A 19,853-nucleotide genomic window follows, 5' to 3' on the forward strand; every position below is an offset into this window, starting at 1 on the left:
ATCTCGTGCCAGGATGGCTGGGGCCTGCCCCCCGGCCCGGAGCATGTGCAAAGCTGATACCCTCGAACCGGCCTGCGCTGCGAAGATCATCGGGATATGGAGGCCACCCTTAAGGATAAGGCCCCGCCAACAGGCTTATCGTTCGCGGAACGACCGCCACATCAGGTCGGTCAACGGGTCGAACATATATTGCAATGCCGTGCGCCGCCGCAGGGGCACGACCACCTCCACCGGCATGCCCGGCTTCAGGACGAAATCGCCCCGCGCATAGCGCCTGATGAGCGCGATCTGCTCCGGCGGTATCTGCACCTCGCCCACGAAATAGGACACGCCTGTCTTTTCCTCGACGAAGCTGTCCGCCGATACCCGCGTCACCCGCCCATCGATGATGGGCAGGCTGCGCGCCGGAAACCCTGCAAATCGCACCTCCGCCCTTTGCCCCACCGCCAGGTCGTCAATGTCGGCGGGGGAAAAGCGCGTCTCTATCACCACCGCACCGTTGCGGGGCACGATGTCCATCAACACCTGACCGGCGGCGATCACGCCCCCCACCGTATGCACCGACAATCCGACCACCGTCCCGCTGACCGGCGCGCGTACTTGCGTCCGTGCCACTTCATCGCGCGCTGCCGTCCATTTGGGCAGAACATCGCCCAGCTGCGTTTCGACGTCGCGCAATTCGGCCGTCACCTTCTCCTGCAACCCCTGCTTCGCCTCCAGCGCCTTCAGCCGCGCTTCCCCGGCCATGCTGACGGAACTGTCACGCGCCGCCAGCAACCGCGCGCGTTGCCCAATCAGGTCGGCCTTGGCCCGTTCCAGCGCGCGAATGCGGGTCTTGCTGACAAATCCCTTCGCCGCGACATCTTGCAGACTGTTCAATTCGTCGCTGATCAACCGTTCCTGCTCGACCACCGCCGCAACCTGCTCGCGATAGCCCAGCACCTGCGATCCCGCCTGGCTGCCTTCCTGCATAGCCACACCCTGTTGCGTCGCCAGCAGCGCCGATCGCGCGCCCATTTGCGCCCGCTGCGCCTGCATGGCGGCGTCGGCATCGGCGACGTCGGTCCCGGTCAGCGCCCGGAACTCCACCGGCTCAGTGATCGCCGTTCCCGCCTGCTCCGCCCTCAACCGAGCGCGCTGCGCCATCAACCAGATGGCTTGGGAAGCCAGCACCCGCTCCTGCGCCGTGACCGCCGGTGCGGCAAGACGGATCAGCACGTCGCCCTGCCGGACCTGCTGCCCTTCCTTCACCAATATCGCAGCGACGATGCCCCCGTCGCGATGCTGGACGCTCTGCCGCTGCCCCGCGACGGTCGCACGGCCCGGCGCCAATGCCGCCGCGTCCAGCCGGGCAAAGGCCGCCCAGCCCAGGAACAGCAGGAAAAACGCCGCCGCGATCAACAAACCGGCCCGCACTTCCCGGCGGATATCCGGCCCCACGGCGGGCACCGTCCCCCCCTCTCCATTGGTCAGCAGGAGTACGCGCCGCGACCGCATCAACATCACGCCCCCTCCGCCGAAGCCAATGATCGTGTCGCGGTTAGTGCGTTCAACACCTTGTCGCGCGGGCCGCTCATCCGCGTGCGGCCATGGTCCAGCACCAATATACGATCCGCTGGCGCCAGCAGGCTGGTGCGATGCGCCGTCACCATGATCGCGGCGCCGCGCGCCTTTGCCTGTCGCAACGCGTCGATCAGCCGCGCCTCTCCATCGGAATCGAGATGCGCATTGGGCTCGTCCAGGATCAGCACGGCCGGATCGCGGAACAATGCGCGGGCCAGCGCGATCCGCTGCGCCTGTCCCATCGACAGCCCCGCGCCGCCCCACTCCAGCATCGTCTCATAGCCTCGCGGCAATCCCAGGATCATCTCATGCACACCGCACCGACGAGCGGCGGCGATCACCTCGGCGTCGATCCGGTCCCTGTCGGCGGCGGCGCCTCCCTCCTCAAAAGCGAAGCGGGCGATGTTGTCCCGGATCGTTCCGGCAAAGAGCGAAGGCTGCTGTGGCATATAGCCGATATGCGCCGACAGCGCTTCGTCATCCCATTGCGCATAATCCGCGCCATCGATGCGCATCGTGCCCCGGCTGATCCCTATTGCCCCGGCGGTCAGCCGTGCCAGGGTCGATTTGCCCGCCCCGCTCGGCCCGATCACCGCCAGCAGTTCGCCCGGCGCGATGGTGAAGGACACATTGTTGATGATCAGCCGATCCGACTGACGATCATGCACGGAAATATTCTGGGCATCCACCCGGCCGATCGGCGCGGGCAAGGCGGTACGCGGCGCCGGATCGAACTCCCCCTCCAGCCAGATCTTGATCTCCGCATAGGATTCACGCGCCTGCACGAAACTGCGCCATTGACCGACCAGCTGATCAATGGGGGACAATGCCCGCCCCAGTAGAAAGGATGAGGCAAATATCGCGCCGCCGGAAATCTGCCCATCGATCGCCAACAAGGCGCCCAGGCCCAGCGCGCCCGATTGCAGTGCGTTGCGCAGGAAACGGCTGACCATGACCCATCGGCCCGCCGCGAAGCTGGCGCTGGCCTGCCACTTCAGCATATCCGCCCGCTCGGCCAGATGGCGGCGCACCATCGAACTGCGCATGCCCAGCGCGCGGATCGTTTCCGCCCCGCGCATGCTCTGGTCCAGGCTGGTATAGGACTGGCTCGCCGCCGCATTGGCCTGCGCCAGCGGAGAATAAATCACCCGCTCGCTCGCCCACGCTATGACAAGCAGCACGGCGCTACCCACCAGCGCCAACAGGCCGATCCAGGGGTGGATGATCGTGCACACGATGATGTAGATCGGCGCCCATGGCACATCGAACAGCGCGTTCATGACCGGGCCGGTCAACGCCTGACGAAGCTGGTCGCATTCGCGGATGGGCTGTTGCCGTCCGTGCTGGCCCGTCGCGGCTGGCGGCTGGCGCAGGGCAGCGGCGATCAGCGTCCGGGCAAACCGCCGGTCCAGCGCGATGCTCGCCCGCACCATGATGCGCGAACGAACATATTCCAGCAGCGACAGCGTGGCGAAAGCCCACAGCACCACAATGGTCAGGAACGCCAGCGTCGTGCCTCCCCGGGTCGGCACGACGCGATCATAAACCTGCAACATGTACAGCGTCGGCGCGAGGAACAACAGATTGGCAAGCGCACTGAACAGGGCGGCCCACATCACATGCGCCCGCACCGCATTCAGCACGGCTCTCATCTCGCGGCCTCGCCACCTCGCGGGCAAACGCTGCCGACGACGACTGAAACTGGCAGCGCCATCCTACCTCCCCAAAGCGCGACGGTTCAGCCCAACTCATCCCGTCGAACGCACCACCGATCAACAGCGCAAAGGGATGCGGGGTGGCAAATCGGAGCGACGCATTGCCATTAAGAGCGGCGAGAGTCCGGGGTCTCGCGTTTAAAAGGATGGCCGACGCGAAGGCGGGGTTTGACCGCCTCCGCGTCGCTCACCTATGATGTTCAGCTATCCGGGCCGAGGTCGGGCGCCCATGCAGCGCCGTTGATATGCGCACCTCCATCGACGAACAGCGTGTTGCCGGTCAGGTATCGCGCGTCCTCGCTGGCCAGGAACAGGGCAACGCCGCCGATGTCGGCCTCCGGGTCGCCCATCCGCCCCATCGGATTAGCCGCCGTGGTGGCCGCGGCAATCTCCGGCTCCGTACGTTCAAACTCGCGGTAACCGGCGGAAACGGCGGCGGGGCAAATGATGTTGGCGCAGATTCCATATCTGGCCCATTCCCGCGCCGCGCTGCGGGTATAGGCGCGAAGGGCTTCCTTGCCGACATTATATTCGGCGGTCCCCATATGCGCGTTGACGCCGTTAAGCGATCCGATGTTGATGATACGGCCCCAATGTCGGCTGCGCATGTGCGGGAACGCCGCCTCCATCGACCATTTCGCGGCGTAAAGGCACATGTTCATGCAGGATTGGAACTGCGCATCGGATAATGTCTCGATGCGCTGCAATCCGCCGCCGCTAAAGGCGTTATTGACCAGGACGTCGATGGAGCCAAAGCGATCGACGCAAGCCTGGACGGCACCGACGACGTCATCACGCACCGTGACATCACATTTGCGGAAGTCCGCATCCACGCCCAGGCCGCGCAGTTCCTCCACGACCTCCACACCTTTGTCCGCATTGAAATCCGCGACCAGGATCGACCCGCCTTCCTGCGCAAATCGCAACGCCATGCCCCGGCCAATTCCATCGGCCGCTCCGGTAATCAGCGCCGCACGCCCGGCTAACCTTTTTCCCACGCTCACGCCTTCATCTCCTACATCTATTGCATCGTTCCTGACGACAGGGTTAGTAAAACGATGACGATTGTCAACAAACCAAGTCTGTGATTTATCGCTCGGCTATGATGTTCACAGGCGATCGTCGGCAAAGGCCGGGACAGCTGGAGAGGGTATGGCCCAATGATGAAACGAAGTGAAGAAATTCAGCCACGGGTGGCGCTCGTCACCGGGGCGACGCGGGGCATCGGCCGTGCAATAGCGATCGCCCTTGGCCGCGCGGGCTTCGCCGTCGCAGTGACCGGGCGCACCATGACTGAAGGCGCTGGCCGAATGGAGAGCATGGGGGGCACGCCTGTGCCGGGCAGCGTGGCATCGACGGTGGAAGCGATAAGGGCGGCTGGCGGTCAGGCAATGGGCGCGCGGATCGACCTGCTCGATCGCGCATCCATCGATGCAGGGGTCGCGGCGGTACTCGACCGCTGGGGGCGGATAGACGTGCTGGTGAACAATGGCATCTACCAGGGGCCGGTTATCCTCCAACCGATCATGGACGTCGCGCTGGAAGACGCGGAAAGAGCGATCACCGGCAATTTCCTGAACCAATTTCACCTGAGCCAGATCGTGCTGAAAACGATGGTGGCACAGGGTTCAGGACGAATGATCTTCATGACGACCTTGTCCTCCATCGAACCTGCCGCCCGCTCTCCGGGGGTAGGCCTCTTCTATCTGGCGCCCAAGGCAGCGTTCAATCGTATCCCGGACCATATCAACCAGGAGCATGGCAAGGACGGGATCAGCGCCTTCCTGATCGAACCGCGCTTTACCATGACGGACACGCTACGCGCGGCCATGGGCGATCAGGCTGAAATGATCGGACAGGGAGAAGCAGCCCGCGATCCGGAGGAAACGGCACAGACCGTTGTGTGGTTGGCGAGTCATGCAGACGCCCCGGCCCTTGCCGGACCAGAAATGATCAACGCGCCGGACTTCTTTACCGAACGAGGAATTACGCCGTCGGGATGATCCCGTGCTTCCTTGCCAATCATATCAGACCCGGAAGGCGGTTCCATTTCATCAGCTCACGACGGACCTTGCGGACTGGCTGCGGTCAATTGATGTTCTCGAGATACGCTTAGAACTCACGCAGGATTTCGCGCAGCGTCGTGCCTTCATATTCGGTGCGCACCGCGCCCGCCTTCTGAAGGGCAGGGATGACGCCGTTGACCAGTTCGGGAAGCTGGCGATTGTAACCCGACCCTTCGATCAGGAACCCGTCGCCGCCCACTTCGTCCATGACAGCCATCATCTTTTCGGCAACCTGCTCGGGCGTGCCGCTGAAGTCCATGCCGCTCGCGCCCTGGCCCATGGAGAACAGGTCGCGGATCGATTTTCCTTCTTCCCGTCCAGCCTTCTTCATATGTTCCAGCGCGCTGGTGTGGCCGCCTGCCACAATGTCCTGCGGCACGGGTACGTCGAGGTCATATTGCGAGAAGTCGACATCCAGCGACGACGACGCCATCACGATATTATGCTCGAACGCGGCCTGCTTTTCCGCTTCGGTCATTTCATGCGGTCCCTCGCCTTCCGGATAGATGTTGACCGGGGTGAGGAAGAAGACCTTGATGTCGTCGGGATTGCGGCCCTGCGCTTCGGCGCGGTCCCGAATATCCTGGCGATAGGCTTTCATCCCCGGAACGCCGCCGGTCATCATGCCCAGCACGACTTCGGCATTCTTGGACGAAAACTGGCGGCCACGCTCGGACGCGCCCGCTTGCGCCAGAACCGGATAGCCCTGCGGCGATCGCAGCGTGTTCAACGGCCCGCGCGACCGGAAATGCTTGCCCTCGAAATTGATGGTGTGAACCTTGGTGTGATCGACATAGACGCCGGTTTCGGGGTTCGCGACCAGCGCGCCCTCTTCCCAGCTATCCCACAGCTTCTTGCACAGCTCGACGAACTCATCGGCAATGTCGTAGCGTTCGTTCGGCGGCAGCAGCTTTTCCATGCCGAAGTTCAGCGCCGCGTTCTTCTCGCTCGATGTCACCATGTTCCAGCCCGCGCGGCCCTTGGTCAGGGAGTCGATCGTCGAAAGCAGCCGGGCGAGCAGATAAGGCGGGTAGAAGGTCGTCGAAGCCGTTGCGATCAGGCCGATATGCGACGTGTCCTGCGCCATCACGGGCAACAGCGGCAGGGGATCGAGCTTGGGCGCCAAGGTCGCATTTTTGAGGTCAAGCTCCATGGAACCGGCATAGCGGTCACCCACGATCGTCGTGTCTTCGAAGAAGACGAAGTCGAACTTCGCCGCCTCCAGCATCTTGGCCAATTCCTTATGATAGGAACCGTCCGCCCACTGCGAGCCAAACTCCTTGCCATCCCCCGGCCAGGAAGTCGCGCCGAACTTCGTGAAATAGCCAAGGTGGAACTTCGTGTGGGCCATAGCCTGATACTCTCTCTAAGGTTTATCTCATTAGCTTTTCAATCGGTGGCCAGATGCGCCCCCGGCAACATCGTCACCCGGCTAGCTGATCAATATTCGATGGTAGCCGGCACGGTCAGGGAACGAAGCTGTTCCGAGGCCGAGTTCCATGGCGTGTCGAACCCATCTACCACGGAACTATATCCCAAAAGTTGGCGAAGCGTGCGAGAGGTTCCTTCCATCCTATTTGGATCGAGGACCAGCGGAAAGTTGATCAAGGGGCGATGCCAGGGAGGGCAGTAACCGAAGTTGATTGACGCCCGCTGCCGATCCTTCGAAACATTCGCGCCAGTGCCGTGAAGCAGCATATCAGTATAGATCAGCAACGATCCAGCAGGTGCAATCGCGGGCACGGATTCGTAGAATGTGTTGCCGGACATATCGACCCGATCATTCCATAGGTGGCTGCCCGGAACTACGCGGGTTGCGCCATTTTCCTCATCGAACGGGTCGAGGCACCAGATGAAGCGTGCATGATATGGAACCTTTTGCTGCCCCGTGTCCCGCGCCGTGTCGAGGTGGATAAACTGCGCTCCACTACCCGGACGCGTAACATTCGCGTCGAGACTTTGGACGAGGTAACTTTCATTAAGTGGCGTAGGTCCGAGGATGTGCTTGACCAGGGCCAACAGAACGGGCTGCTCCAGTAGCTCCAGAAACACCGGATGGCGGTCAGGCAGACGATCAAGGCGCCGGTTCTTGGCATCCGGATCGACAAAGAATTGACTGACCCGGTTGATGTCCGCCGCTTCCTCTTTTGCGATTTCGGACGCCAAAACCTCGCGCGCAAGACCGACCTTCTCCGGCAGAACCGCGCCCGTCAGGATTGCATAGCCTGCGCGTGCCAGATCGGCCTTTGCCGTTTCCAGATCAGGAGTAGGCTGCGGAAGAGGCTCCTTGAAATCCAGTGGAACCACAATTGCGGCATCCCTTTTGGCGATCTGATAGTCGTCTATCGACAATGTGTTTCCAACAGCCATGTTCCATTCCTCCAAAATTCATCATGTCATCCCGCCGCCGTTGCCAGGCTACGCGCGGGAAGGGACAGGGACGGCCAGGACCGCCTCTGTCAGTTTTGATTGGGCAGGAGAGAAACGGCCCAGTCCCGGTACTGGATCTTCCCCGCGCCGTTTGTCTCTTTGCGTTCTCGCCTCGTGTCGGGAATTCAGCGGTGCTGTTTTTGATATTCGAACCGCTGTTCTCCGAAGAGCACTGTATATGGGTCGCGCATTTGCAGCCGGTGACTGAACATCGGCATCTCCACGCCATACATGTGGTAGCCCGCGAAGCTGCACAGCTCCCGGATGCGCCGTGGCAGTTCACGCAGGCGCTCAGCTGTAACCGACAATGTGTGCGCCTCTTCCGGCTTCAACCATCCCAGCGTGAATGATATGGCCATGGCCCGCCGATAGAAATCGGTCGTTTGGTTCGGGCCACCGCCATGGATCGTCTTGCCGGTGAAATATAAAGCATCACCAGCTTTCATGATCGCGAGGACCGGCGCCCTTGCAGCATCCAGTGCATAAGGATCGATTGTCATGTCCTTATGGCTTCCAACGACTACTCTTGTCGCACCCGCTTCTTCAGTGAAATCGGATAGCGCCAACAGGCAATTGACAACCAACTGCTGATCCCCGCCCGCGAGTTCAGGCCATGTGCCCTCATCCCGATGAAGCACCTGCGCATCTTCACCCGGCCCGATCTCGATCAGTTGCGCGGCGTTCAACTGAATTTCGCCGCACCATGGCAGGCTCTTTTCAGCCCATGCGAGATAACGCGCGTCCAGAATGGCTTCGACGACGGCGTCGCTCTTCTGCACAAGACCTTCCAACCTCTTGGTATTGGGCAGGAATGCACCGTAAGCGTCACCGTCATAATCGGTCTTGGGATTGATCCCGGCCAGATGCGGTTCAAGATCGGCAATGATCCGCGCCAGCAAGTCTGGAGAGAGAACCTGCTGAACAATGACCGCGCCGTCGCGATCTGTTACAGCCATGATGTCATCTGCGGTTGCATCGGCCGACAGCGTCGTCAGTCCTGCGCGTGATTCCTCTATAACGGGATGAGAATTGGATGTGATGCTCATGCTCATATATCGTCTCCAACGGGATTTAGGACACCCGCAACCCGAATGGCTGTGTCACGCAACATTGTCGCAAACGCCGGCATCGATATAGCTTGCCAACACGTCTCTGAGCGAAACCGGAGGCCGGCCCGATAATTTCTCTACATCGCCCGTGACAATGTCGTATCCAGCTTCCGAAGTCTTGCTTTTGATATCCAGAACAAGTCCAATATATTCAGATGGGTATCCCGCCGCCTCAAGTTCATGCTTGATTTGTTCGAGAGAGGTTTCGACTATTTCGACCCTCTTGCCCGTTATCTTCGAGACAAGGGCAGCTCGGTCGGCCACCGAAAGCGCCTCTGGCCCGGTAGCGTTGTAAATGGCTCCTGCATGCCCCTCGCCAACCAGGATCGCGGCCGCCGCTGCCGCGACGTCGTCGCGACTGACAAACCCGACCCGATTTTCACTTAGCTCTGCCAACCGCCCGATGGTCTGCCACTTCAGTACCTCCTGAGCAAAGGATTCCATGAAATAGCCTGCGCGAAGGATCGTCCAGGACGTCGCACGCTTCATAAGATGCTGCTCCCCCGCCCAGCTGGCGGCCCCAAAATGGGGTTCGGCTTCCTTGCGCGTTCCGACATCGGAGATGAGGACGATGTGTCCGACTTCAGCCGCGCATGCCGCGTCGATCGCCTGGCGCAAATGTCGGGTTCGAGCACCGTATGAGACATCGAGTGTCGGGATGAGGAGCAAGCGATCGAGACCGGCATAGGCTTCTCCCAATCGATCCGGAACATCATAGTCCCCAAACCGCGCCTCACCTCCAATTTCAATGCTTTCCGGAGAGCGAGATATCCCGACCACCTCATGATCGCCCGATAACTCTATCAGCCGCCTCAAGACAATTTTGCCAAGATGCCCGCTGGCACCGCTAACCCCGATCTTCATCCTAAACACCTAAATCCAAATCCGACGCGTGCATTATTGCTGGCGGCCTTCTCTCCCACGTCTTGGCGCTGTCCATTTCACCACCCGAAACATCTAATAGTCCGTACCGAGCTGCCTGGTTCTACTATCCAGATCGGCCGGGGACGGGCCATGCATTCACTCCAAACCGTCAGAATGCGTACCGCGCACGCACACCGTACATTCTTGGTTCCCCGTACAAAGAGTTGGAGAAAAGCAGTGTCTCATGGAGATTGCTGTTCCCCACGCGGTAGAGTTTGTTTGTAAGATTTGTGGCATAGAGACCCAGATCGAGGCCGCTGCCCGCGACCTTTCGCCAGTCCATCGACAAGTTCAATATGCCATAGGGCTCCAGCACTGAATCAGGTTGGCCCGGCAAAACCAAAGCCGTCGATGTATCCTGTGCCGAAGTGTGCGAATAGTTCAGGAAGAACGCCAGCATTCCCAGATTATCGCCGAGTGACTGCTCGGCTGAGACATGGAAACTATAGATATAAGGTGCCACGAACTGGAATGGCTGGCATTTCAGGTTAGCGGTTGCGCCAGGCTGGATTACGCCCCCGCTGCAATCCGCCGTCGCGACATTTGCCGTGAATTCATACTGCTTGTACTTGGCGTCGGTATAGCTGAACGTGCCCCCGATTTCGACGCCTCGGATCGGCCGGATCGATGCATCCACTTCCACGCCCTGTATCCGGGCGGTCGCCCCAAAAACCCTGGCTCCGACGCCATTGGTGGCTGGATTGAAATCACCGCCCGCGCGCTGAATGTTGGAATAGTTCAGATAATAATAGGCTGCGTTAAGTCGGGTAGGCATGCCGGCAACCTTAACATCGGACTTGAACCCACCTTCGTAAGAAGTGACGGTTTCAGGCGGGAAGGTCGCCGAATTCGCGAAAACCGCATTGCTGTTAAAGCCGCCTGCCTTGTAGCCGCGACTGACTTTTGCGTACAGCAGGAGTTCGGGCGAGACGCGATAGTCGGCGCCGATTGTCCATGTCGGCCTGCTGGTCTTGAGCGTAGCGCCGAACGCGCAGTCTTGAGCCGGACTGGTCACGTCGATCGCTGGATTAAGGGTGCATCGAATAGTACCAGGCAGATCTGCGGGGTTGGAACTTGGGCCATAGGCATAGGCAGCACCAGCAACCTTATCCCAAGTGTTACGGATGCCCCCAGTCAGTCTCAGACGGTCCAGCGCCGGTGTCAGCAGACCCAAATCCAAGGTAGCCTGCGCATAAATGGCCTTGGAATTGTTCTTCACTGAATAGCCCTGAACGCTGGGCGGGCAAAAGCCAGTGAAGGCAGCCGGACAGAAGCCGATGTAACTGACTTCCTGCGGATTTATGGGTCGCTGGTCAAACAAGAATGCGCCGACGGTGACTTCCAGCTTCTTGTCGAGAAAACTGCCTTGAAGCTGAATTTCTTCAGTAATCTGCCGGAAATCGTCGAGCGGCCGGACATCGGCGGTATTTGCATAAACCAGCGGCGTTCCGTCGCCAGGCAGTGTAACCTGGCCAGGTGCGGGAAGCCGGGCCGTGTTGTCATCTTCAGCCTGAAGCACGGTAGCATCCGGGTCAGAGCCATAGATGGTACGATACCGTTGATAGCTGGCAATGTTACGCAGCGTGAGCTCGTCACTGACGTCGAAAGTCGTCGTGTTAGTGGCACCCCATGTTCTGGTACGAGAGAAGGCATCGTTGCTGAATGCCGTCCGGCGGGGACCTAACGCGTCCGCATTGGCCGTCGCGGCGCGGTATACGTCGCATGACGCAATCACACCCGGCACCGTCGGCCCTTCATAGCAAAGGCCGTAAGCCGTCAGCCCTTCGATGTTGAAACCACGGTGAATGAGCCCCGTCCCGTTATTTTTCGAGTTCGAGCCATACAACATGGTATAATTTTCGAACCGCTCGCTCGGACGAAGTGTCAGCCCTATGCGGCCCGAATACCAATGCAAATTGTCCCGGTCCTTGTTCCAGACAACATCGCGGGTATATCCATCCCGGTCCTGATAGGCGCCCGCAACACGCAGCAAGACTTTATCATCAACGATCGGAACATTAACCGCGCCTTCAAATTGGCGATTGTCATAATTGCCGATGCGAGCATCCACATAGCCTTCAAATTCATTTGTCGGCTTGTGGGGAACAAGAAGCACAGCGCCGCCAGTGGTGTTCCGGCCAAACAGGGTGCCCTGCGGACCATTGAGCACCTGCAAATTTTCAAGATCGACGAAGTTGCCCGCGCCGCCCTGCTGATTGGCTGAAATGGCTGCCGGGAGCGGGACTTCATTGAGGTATACGACGACGCCGGGCGACGCCTGGAACGTCGAGCCTTGACCGCGGATCGTAAAGACCTGCGCCTCGCGATTGGACGCGCCATTGTTGCCGACTACGAGGGAAGGAACCGACGCCTGAAGGTCTTGAGCCTGGGTAATATTCTGCTGCTGCAAACGCTGCGGTGAGAAGACGGCAAGGGAGATGGGGACATCCTGCGCCCGCTCCTCACGGCGCTGCGCGGTAACGACAATTTCATGGCCCGGTTCGGCATAGGGACGCGCAGCTGCGGCCTCTGACGCATCGACCTGACCCAGGGCCGCGCCGCTCCACACAGGAACCAGGATAGCAGTTGCGCAGACCAACTTCGAACGTGTGGAGTTCTTCATCTTCCGGCTCATATCTTCCCCCTCTCAAACGGCTTGCTCGAAGACGCACGCATCAACGGCACCCCTAATTTTCTATTGTTGATTTTCTTCAACATGTGGCAATGTTGATCTGTTTCAACCTTCTGTCAAGCGCTTTTCCAGATGATCTGGCAGCGCATCCAGAGGGCCAGAACCACGCCTTATCGACCGTCGTTTTTGGCCTATAAAGCTGAACTTAAACACAATTCTCAGTGATACGCGCTCATGACTTTCGAATGACCGAGCGGGCAAGAGGCTTGGCAAAAGCGATGTAGGCTTTCGCGAGATGGGCAATCAGGAGCGGCGAGCTTACGATGTCAACACAGTCGCCGCCCGGATGACGCTACACCTGCTTTAATGCCTCCAGCGGATCTTTCTGTGCCCCAGCATGCCCATATCCAAATCCGATCTGATATCCCATCAGCTTCAGAAGATCATCCGGCAGTGTCCGTGCAATATCCTGAGAGCAGGCGAGGAATTGATTCTCTTCCTGCCGGACCCAGCCCACGCAATAGTTGATAGACTGGGCACGACGAACCTCTGTCGATTGATTACTCCCGCCCGCATGCCATAATTTGCTTGTGAAGATCATCACTGAACCACGGCGCATCTCTGCCGGTAATGTGTCTTCCATCTGATACTCGGCCCGAGGGCGAGCATGGCTGCCGGGGACAACGCGCGTCGCTCCATTTTCTTCGGTAAAATCGGTCAGTGCCCATAATGTATTGCACGAAACGAGATAATCGTCAGGGAACGGAAAGCTGTCAAAGGTCAGTTCATCCTGATGTATATATTGCGCTGGACAGCCCGGCCTCAATGAGATCATTTCCGTTGCGCCGAGTTGGACAACCGAAGCATGACTCAGGATGTTTCTGACCGTCCCGAGAACCAAGGGATTCATGACGAGGCCTCGCCCAGCCGGTGACCGGGCGATCAGATTCCCGACACGTTGGGATCCATTGCCGAACCATTCATTCTCGCTGAACGGGGTCTCGTCGATATAGGGCTGCATGTCGGCCAGAATTTGGTCAATAACGGCACCGGGCACCAGTTCGTCTATAATGACATGGCCATGTTCCCGGATCACCTTCGTCGCTTCCTCGACGGTCGCGATATTGGGCAAATGTTGAATCTTCATCCGACACTCCTAAAATCAAAGTCATTGGGCTGCCCAGCAGGGGCGCCCTCAGTTGCTAGTTCCGTTGCCCAGACCACCTAAGTGGGCAGTGGAACCGCATGAATCTTCTGCGCCAGTCACCGCGTGGGGGCCAAAAGAGCGAAACTGCTCAGCATCAGATATTCCGCCGCCTTCCCCTCTTCCGCGCCGCAGCAGGCGAGACTCACCCTCACATGCACCAATGTTGATATTTCTCAACATTGGTGCATGTTGAATCTTTTCAACTTTATGTCAAGGTGCTTTTGGGGAGAGGAAGGCGCCATTTCCGGCCTGGGTTTTTCGCAGGCGCGCTAACGTCGCTCGCTCACCCCGCGATACGGCGAGCGCAAGGAAGTATATGTTCCGATAATAGAAACGGCATGCCTCGACTGCCGTTGCCAGCCAGACGCGCGAAGAAGCTAAGCAGGTATCGCCACGATTAAAGGTCTATAAGGCGCGCATAGCTTTGACGTTGCGCGCCTCTACCAGCGCATAGTTTATCGTGATTAGGGCGATGCCCAAGTAAGACTATCGACCTTTTCGAACGACCGGTGGTCGCTCATCTCCATTCACTGCGTCGGCACAAGCTTTAAACCGCTGCATGTCTTCGGAAGTGATCGTTTTCACCATGTTGATAAGCGAATGGGCCGCGATCGCTTTCATAAGGGGCAATTTCGCTCTCCATGGTTTGCCATATCCGGCAAGCACCGTACTCCCCTCCATGGCCGCATTGATGAAGAGTGATAAAGCTTCGACTTCATCCTCTTTCAGGGAAGGATTGAGCTGCTTTACGAACGATCCAATCAGTTTATGGACATAGTCATACAGAACCTCCATCCGGTCGGCCACAAATTCATTGTGATTGCTCATGGCCCAAAGCTCTGTCAGGATATGCGTAGTGCCTTTAGCTTTCGCGCCTTCCATTGTACCGGTAATGACAAGAGCAAGGGCTTCTTCGGCTGGCATATGTGATTCATAGACACGGAATTTCAGAAGCTCTTCGCCCGTGTCCAGAATTTCGTGAAGAAGCAGTTGAACAAGCATTTCCTTACGAGGAAAATGGCGAGTAACATTGCCGATCTGCAAATTGCACTCTTCGGCGATCCGCTTCAATGTGAAGGCCGAAGACCCCTCTTCGATCAAGACGTGAACTGCGGCGCGGAGGATTTTGTCGACGGTCTTCGAACCGCGCGAAGATTTGCCCGGACGCACGATGCCGAGGTCCATCGAAAGGTCATTTTCTTTGATTTCGTCCATGGCCTTTCCTAGTCCGCGCCAGTGCGACCGATCAAGGCCTTGACAAGATGTTCAGTATACAAGGGAAAAACCTCGTCGGCACAAGCGTTAAACCCGCGTGGAATGGCCGGTCATTTCCTCCGTCATATCCCATAGCCTCCTGGCGGCATCCATGTCTTGACCGGAAGGCTTAACCTTGGCCGGTGCTGGTGGGCCTTTCATCTCACCGAAACCAGCCGGTCCATAGAAGCCCCCGCCTTCTGCTTCCGGTGCGGCTGCTGCATATAGTGTCGGGAGGGCGCCCGCCGAAGCGTGCTGGCCGAAGAAGGGCAGCACAATCGACAGGGTCGCGCTGACCACATGGTCTCCCAACCGGAAATTGCCGAGTTGTTTGCGACTTGCACCGATGGAGGTGCGCGCAACGCCCGGGTGGACAGCAATGCTCCTGATGTTGCTGCCCGCCTCATCAAGCCTGCGCTGGAGTTCGCGCGCGAAGAGCAGGTTGGCTAATTTCGTCTGATTATATGCGCGATCCGAACGATAGCCCTGTTCCATTTGCAGGTCGTTCCAATCGAACCAGCCCATGCCATGGACGAGGCTGGAGACGGTGACCACCCGTGCTGCTGGAGCCTTTTCAAGCGACGGCAACAACAAGGATGTCAGGGTGAAGTGAGCCAGATGTCCGATGGCGAAGGTCAGTTCGAAACCGTCCTGGGAGGTCCGACGCTCACTGATCGGCTGAATGCCCGCATTATTCACAAGGACGTCGATAGGATTCCCTTCCGAGATCAGATCGGCTGCAAAGTCTCGAACCATCGCCAGAGAGCTGAGATCAACCCGCCTGAATTCAGCCGCCGAGGGGGAGCAGGACGCGTTGATCTTGGCAACGGCGGCGCTACCTGCCTCTTCGTTTCGATCCGCCACGATTACCCTGGCCCCTTTTGCGGCCAGTCCTCGGGCCGCCTCGAAGCCAATCCCGCTCGCACCACCCGTGATCAGGATCAGCTTTCCCGATAAGTCGGGAATAAGCTCTTCTGTCCATCCGCCCACGATCTGCTCCCATGCCCCTCGCGCCGAAGCGCTGTCATAAACCGACTGTCCGTTACAGTAACGGTGGCTGAAATGGGAATAAGAGAAACAACCTATGGCGATTACGCGCATTGAGAAGTACAACGCGCGTATGACTAATGCTTTCGCCCCCTTCACCCTCGGCCCCATCAACGTGCCAAACCGGTTCATCAGGTCGGGTGCGAATGAAATGATGACCTATCAATCGAGCCCGACCCGCTCGCTACTTGAGTTTCATCGCCGTATCGCCGCGGGTGGGACTGGCATGACAACTCTGGCCTATGTGGCGGTATCTCCGGACGGTCGTACGTTTGAAGGCCAAGGCGTCATGTCGCGGGCGTCGCTGCCTCATTACGCGGCCATCGCCGACGCCGTTCATGCGGAAGGCGGGAAGGTTTCGGCGCAGATCACGCATGCGGGCAGCTTCGTTAACCATCGCCAACTGTCCACCTCACGCGCCATGTCGGCAAGCGGTGGAATTGACCAGATGGGGATTATGATAGGGCGCTGGTTCCAGCGTGCAATGACCCCGGCAGACATGGCGCAGGTGCGCCAGGAGTTTGTATCCGCCGCACTCCTCGCGCGGGAAGGGGGCTTCGACGCGGTCGAGCTGCACATGGGACACGGCTATCTGCTTAACCAGTTCATTTCGCCGTTGTCGAACAAGCGCACCGATGACTATGGCGGCTCCGCTGAAAAGCGAGCGCGTTTTCCGGCCGAAATACTGTCCGCCGTGAAGGACGCGGTCGGGGGCGACCTGGCTGTACTGGCCAAGATCAACCTCTATGATGGGGTTAAGAAGGGCGCTACCGTCGATGATGCAATCGTGACGGCACGGGTACTCGAAAAAGCTGGCGCGGACATGCTGATACTATCGGGGGGCCGGAACATCGAATCGCCGTGGGCGATCTTCAACAGCTCCTTGCCCCTGGACGACATGTCAAAGCTGGAATCCGGCTTGGCATACCGGTTGCAAATGATGGCGCTCAAAGCGATGACGCCGAAAAATATCCGTTTCTCGGAGCTTTACTTTCTGGAGGCGGCACGACGCGTACGCGCCGCTGTTGGCTGCGGCCTCGGCTATGTGGGCGGCGTGTTGTCAATGAATAACGCGCAACAGGTACTTGATGAAGGCTTTGACGCCGTCGTGATGGCTCGGGCGCTGGTTCATGATCCCGCTATCGTCAACCGCTTCCGCGAAGATCATTCGCACCACAGCGCCTGTGACTCCTGTAACCGATGCGTGGCCTTGATGTACACACCATCGGGCACCCACTGCGCACTCAGCAATAATGTCCTTCCACCAGAATGGAACCGCGTGCCTGCGGCAGAGGTAGCGGCATGCTGACGGTTAGCCGACCATCACGGATGTTCTAAGTCCTTTTCAGAGCGGCAAGCCCACATAATTTTCCGCGATAGCCGCCTGCGCCGCCCTGGAAGAGGCAATATAGTCCAGCTCGGCAACCTGCATTCGCCGGTCGAACGCATCCATTTCCGGAAAGCGGTGCATCAGCCGCGTCAGCTGCCAGGAAAATCGTTCCGCTTTCCAGACTCGAGCCAGAGCCTGCTGGGAATAGCGCGCTACCGCGTCCCCGTCCCCCCGCCGGAACCATCCAGTCAAGGCCGCCGAAAGGTAGAATATGTCCGACGCCGCGAGGTTCAGCCCCTTCGCTCCCGTCGGCGGCACGATATGCGCACTGTCCCCCGCCAGCATCAGCCGCCCATATTGCATCGGCTCGAATATGAAGGATCGCAGCGGCGCGATCGACTTCTCCAATGCTGGCCCACGCACCATCCGCGCACCCGCTTCAGGCCCCAACCGCACCGCCAGCTCATCCCACAGCCGATCGTCCGGCCAATCCTCGATCCGTTCATCCAACGGCACCTGAATATAATAGCGGCTGCGCGTCCCCGACCGCATGGACGCCAGCGCAAAGCCGCGCTCATGATTGGCATAGATCAGTTCGTCATCGCATGGTGGCACGTCCGCCAGGATGCCGAGCCAACCGAACGGATATAGCTTCTCATAGGCGGTCGCTACGCCAGCCGGAATGGCTCGCCGCGAAGGGCCGTGAAAGCCGTCGCACCCGCAAATAAATTCCGCATCTATCCGCTCCTGACGGCCATCCTTGCGATAGGTCAGGTACGGCGCGTCGCTGTCAACGTCATGCAATGCCACGTCGGCCGCTTCATAGATGATCTCCAGACCGCGCGCCGTCGCCGCCTCCATCAGGTCGCGGGTAATTTCCGTCTGGCCATATACCATGACCTGCCGTCCGGTCAGGCCCGCGATATCGATGCGGATAGACCGCTCGCCGCTGGCCAGGTGAAAGCCGTCATGGGGCAACCCTTCACGATGCATCCGCTCGCCAAGGCCCAGCCGGTCCATCAAATCCGTCGTGGTCCGCTCCAGCACGCCTGCGCGGATGCGCCCCAGAACATAGCTGGGTGAGGCTCGCTCCACCACGATGACCTCCAGCCCCTCCGCCCGAAGCAAATGGCCGAGCAACAGCCCGGCAGGCCCCGCGCCTATGATGGCGACCTGTGTCTTCATGAAAGCTCTCCCGCATCTGACGGCGTGCATGATGCGCGGGGCACGCCTTGCCGGACAGGGGGGAACTGACCTATAAGTTGGACAATCCAGCAGCTTTCGATGGCGAACCATGGCCAATCCCGTCCACAGCTTCTATCTCTATGGAGAGCCTCAGCGCAGCGTTGCGGAGGGCTTTGTCCATGTCGAAAGCCTGGACGACCGCTCCCGCCCCAGCGAGTGGACGATCCAGCCGCATCTCCACCGCGATCTCAACCATATCATCCTCATCGCCGAAGGCGGCGGATCGATGCGGGCGGATGGGGAAAGCGTCACATTCGAAGCGCCCTGCCTGCTGCTGGTGCCGACCGGGATCATCCACGGCTTTTCCTGGCACCGCGACTCGCGCGGGTGGGTGACGACCATCGCGGACAGCTATCTGCGCCACCTGCTGGAACGTGACGCCGACCTTCAACCGCTCTTCCGCGCGCCCCGCGCCATCGCCATGCCCAGTGCCGCCGAAGTGGAAACCCGCATCGGCGCACTCGCCCGCGAGCTTGCATGGTCCGGCCCGGGGCAACGCGCGGCGGTCGAAGCGCTCCTCCTCTGGCTCATGGTCCAGGCGTTGCGCCACGCCGCCCTGTCCGACGCCAGCGCCAGCAGCGGCGGCCGCCAGGCCCGTCTCGTCGCCCGCCTGCGCGATCGGATCGAGCAGCGTTTCCGCAATCGGGAGCCTGTCGCTGCCCACGCCCGCGCGCTGGGCGTCAGCGAAACCGCGCTCCGCCAAGCCTGCGCCCGCGTCGCAGGGCTCTCCCCTGCCGCCATGCTCGACGAGCGCGCCCTGCTCGAAGCCCGCCGCCTGCTCCTCTATTCCAACCTGTCGGTCGCGGAGGTCGGCTATGCCACGGGGTTTGACGACCCTGCCTACTTCTCCCGCTTCTTCGCCCGCCACACCGGCCGCTCACCCCGCGACTGGCGCGCCGCCCGGGGGCAGAGTGTCAGCGGCGGATAGGGGCGAACCTCTCACCCCGCCCCCGATATGACTCCCTTCAATTCAGGCTATCGCGACATAATTTTTGGTAAAACGATCGCTGTGGATTTCCCACAGGACCGACGTGCCGCGTTCGACGAACCATCCATCTCCGGGACCATAGGTCGTGGCTTTACCCGTGCCCTCGTCTGTCAGCGTAACGCTGCCTTCGACCACGATGGCATGTTCCGAAAAAGGATAAGTCATGCGGAACTTGCCTTTGACCGTCGCGAAATATCCGCATGATAGCGGCATGTCAGGCGATCCATGGACCATCTTGCCAAAGCACAATCCCTCGCCCTCGACTATTTCGGAACCCAGGTCGGCAACAGTACCCCAGCTATCAAGGTCTGGAACAACATTCTGATGTATGGCGAACATGATT

The 19,853-nt window shown here is 59.6% G+C and carries 16 protein-coding genes; 3 read left to right on the forward strand and 13 right to left on the reverse strand.

What is annotated here, in order from left to right; all coding sequences use genetic code 11:
- Positions 1–135: 135 nt before the first annotated feature.
- From IZV00_RS16750 to IZV00_RS16760, 3 genes are all read right to left on the reverse strand, one after another.
- Entirely contained in the window at positions 136–1,503 is a 1,368-nt protein-coding gene (locus IZV00_RS16750; RefSeq protein ID WP_196226767.1) for an HlyD family type I secretion periplasmic adaptor subunit, read from the reverse strand.
- The gene (locus IZV00_RS16755) at positions 1,503–3,215 is read right to left on the reverse strand and encodes a type I secretion system permease/ATPase (RefSeq protein ID WP_230463388.1); all 1,713 of its coding nucleotides are present in this window, start codon (positions 3,213–3,215) and stop codon (positions 1,503–1,505) included. Before IZV00_RS16755 ends, IZV00_RS16750 begins: the two co-directional genes overlap by 1 nt.
- Positions 3,216–3,478: 263 nt before the next feature.
- Positions 3,479–4,282: an SDR family NAD(P)-dependent oxidoreductase gene (locus IZV00_RS16760; protein ID WP_230463389.1), complete on the reverse strand. Its 804-nt coding sequence runs from the start codon at positions 4,280–4,282 to the stop codon at positions 3,479–3,481.
- Between the two features lie 156 nt (positions 4,283–4,438).
- On the opposite strand from IZV00_RS16760, the gene IZV00_RS16765 reads away from it, so the two are divergent.
- Positions 4,439–5,281: an SDR family NAD(P)-dependent oxidoreductase gene (locus IZV00_RS16765; protein WP_196226768.1), complete on the forward strand. Its 843-nt coding sequence runs from the start codon at positions 4,439–4,441 to the stop codon at positions 5,279–5,281.
- Positions 5,282–5,390: 109 nt separating this feature from the next.
- On the opposite strand, the gene IZV00_RS16770 is transcribed toward IZV00_RS16765, so the two are convergent.
- The 8 genes from IZV00_RS16770 to IZV00_RS16805 all read right to left on the reverse strand — a co-directional run bounded on the left by IZV00_RS16770 (position 5,391) and on the right by IZV00_RS16805 (position 16,079).
- Positions 5,391–6,695 carry an NtaA/DmoA family FMN-dependent monooxygenase gene (locus IZV00_RS16770; protein ID WP_196224549.1) on the reverse strand — a complete coding sequence of 435 codons (1,305 nt, stop codon included), beginning with the start codon at positions 6,693–6,695 and terminating at the stop codon, positions 5,391–5,393.
- 89 nt (positions 6,696–6,784) lie between these two features.
- Complete coding sequence (locus IZV00_RS16775) at positions 6,785–7,714, reverse strand: phytanoyl-CoA dioxygenase family protein (RefSeq protein ID WP_196226769.1); 930 nt, start codon at positions 7,712–7,714, stop codon at positions 6,785–6,787.
- 185 nt (positions 7,715–7,899) lie between these two features.
- A complete protein-coding gene (locus tag IZV00_RS16780; protein WP_196226770.1) occupies positions 7,900–8,826 on the reverse strand; it encodes a phytanoyl-CoA dioxygenase family protein in 927 nt (308 codons plus the stop codon).
- A gap of 48 nt (positions 8,827–8,874) precedes the next feature.
- Positions 8,875–9,747 carry an NAD(P)H-binding protein gene (locus IZV00_RS16785; protein ID WP_196226771.1) on the reverse strand — a complete coding sequence of 291 codons (873 nt, stop codon included), beginning with the start codon at positions 9,745–9,747 and terminating at the stop codon, positions 8,875–8,877.
- 169 nt (positions 9,748–9,916) lie between these two features.
- Complete coding sequence (locus tag IZV00_RS16790; protein WP_196226772.1) at positions 9,917–12,442, reverse strand: TonB-dependent receptor; 2,526 nt, start codon at positions 12,440–12,442, stop codon at positions 9,917–9,919.
- Positions 12,443–12,791: 349 nt separating this feature from the next.
- Positions 12,792–13,586, reverse strand: coding sequence for a phytanoyl-CoA dioxygenase family protein (locus IZV00_RS16795; protein ID WP_196226773.1), 795 nt, complete (start codon positions 13,584–13,586; stop codon positions 12,792–12,794).
- Positions 13,587–14,132: 546 nt separating this feature from the next.
- Complete coding sequence (locus tag IZV00_RS16800; RefSeq protein WP_230463391.1) at positions 14,133–14,861, reverse strand: TetR/AcrR family transcriptional regulator; 729 nt, start codon at positions 14,859–14,861, stop codon at positions 14,133–14,135.
- Between the two features lie 87 nt (positions 14,862–14,948).
- Positions 14,949–16,079: an oxidoreductase gene (locus IZV00_RS16805; RefSeq protein ID WP_230463392.1), complete on the reverse strand. Its 1,131-nt coding sequence runs from the start codon at positions 16,077–16,079 to the stop codon at positions 14,949–14,951.
- On the opposite strand from IZV00_RS16805, the gene IZV00_RS16810 reads away from it, so the two are divergent.
- Positions 16,021–17,256, forward strand: coding sequence for an NADH:flavin oxidoreductase (locus tag IZV00_RS16810; protein ID WP_196226774.1), 1,236 nt, complete (start codon positions 16,021–16,023; stop codon positions 17,254–17,256). The two genes, IZV00_RS16805 and IZV00_RS16810, sit on opposite strands and share 59 nt — an antisense overlap.
- A gap of 36 nt (positions 17,257–17,292) precedes the next feature.
- Here the strand turns inward: IZV00_RS16810 and pobA are convergent, their stop codons facing one another.
- Positions 17,293–18,462 carry a 4-hydroxybenzoate 3-monooxygenase gene (pobA, locus tag IZV00_RS16815; RefSeq protein WP_196226775.1) on the reverse strand — a complete coding sequence of 390 codons (1,170 nt, stop codon included), beginning with the start codon at positions 18,460–18,462 and terminating at the stop codon, positions 17,293–17,295.
- A 109-nt stretch (positions 18,463–18,571) separates the two neighbouring features.
- On the opposite strand from pobA, the gene IZV00_RS16820 reads away from it, so the two are divergent.
- Entirely contained in the window at positions 18,572–19,450 is an 879-nt protein-coding gene (locus IZV00_RS16820; protein ID WP_196226776.1) for a helix-turn-helix domain-containing protein, read from the forward strand.
- Positions 19,451–19,492: 42 nt separating this feature from the next.
- On the opposite strand, the gene IZV00_RS16825 is transcribed toward IZV00_RS16820, so the two are convergent.
- Positions 19,493–19,849, reverse strand: a complete 357-nt coding sequence (locus IZV00_RS16825) for a cupin domain-containing protein (protein WP_196226777.1) — start codon at positions 19,847–19,849, stop codon at positions 19,493–19,495.
- Positions 19,850–19,853: the final 4 nt, after the last annotated feature.

The sequence above is a fragment of the Sphingobium sp. Cam5-1 genome, assembly GCF_015693305.1.
Lineage (GTDB): Bacteria > Pseudomonadota > Alphaproteobacteria > Sphingomonadales > Sphingomonadaceae > Sphingobium.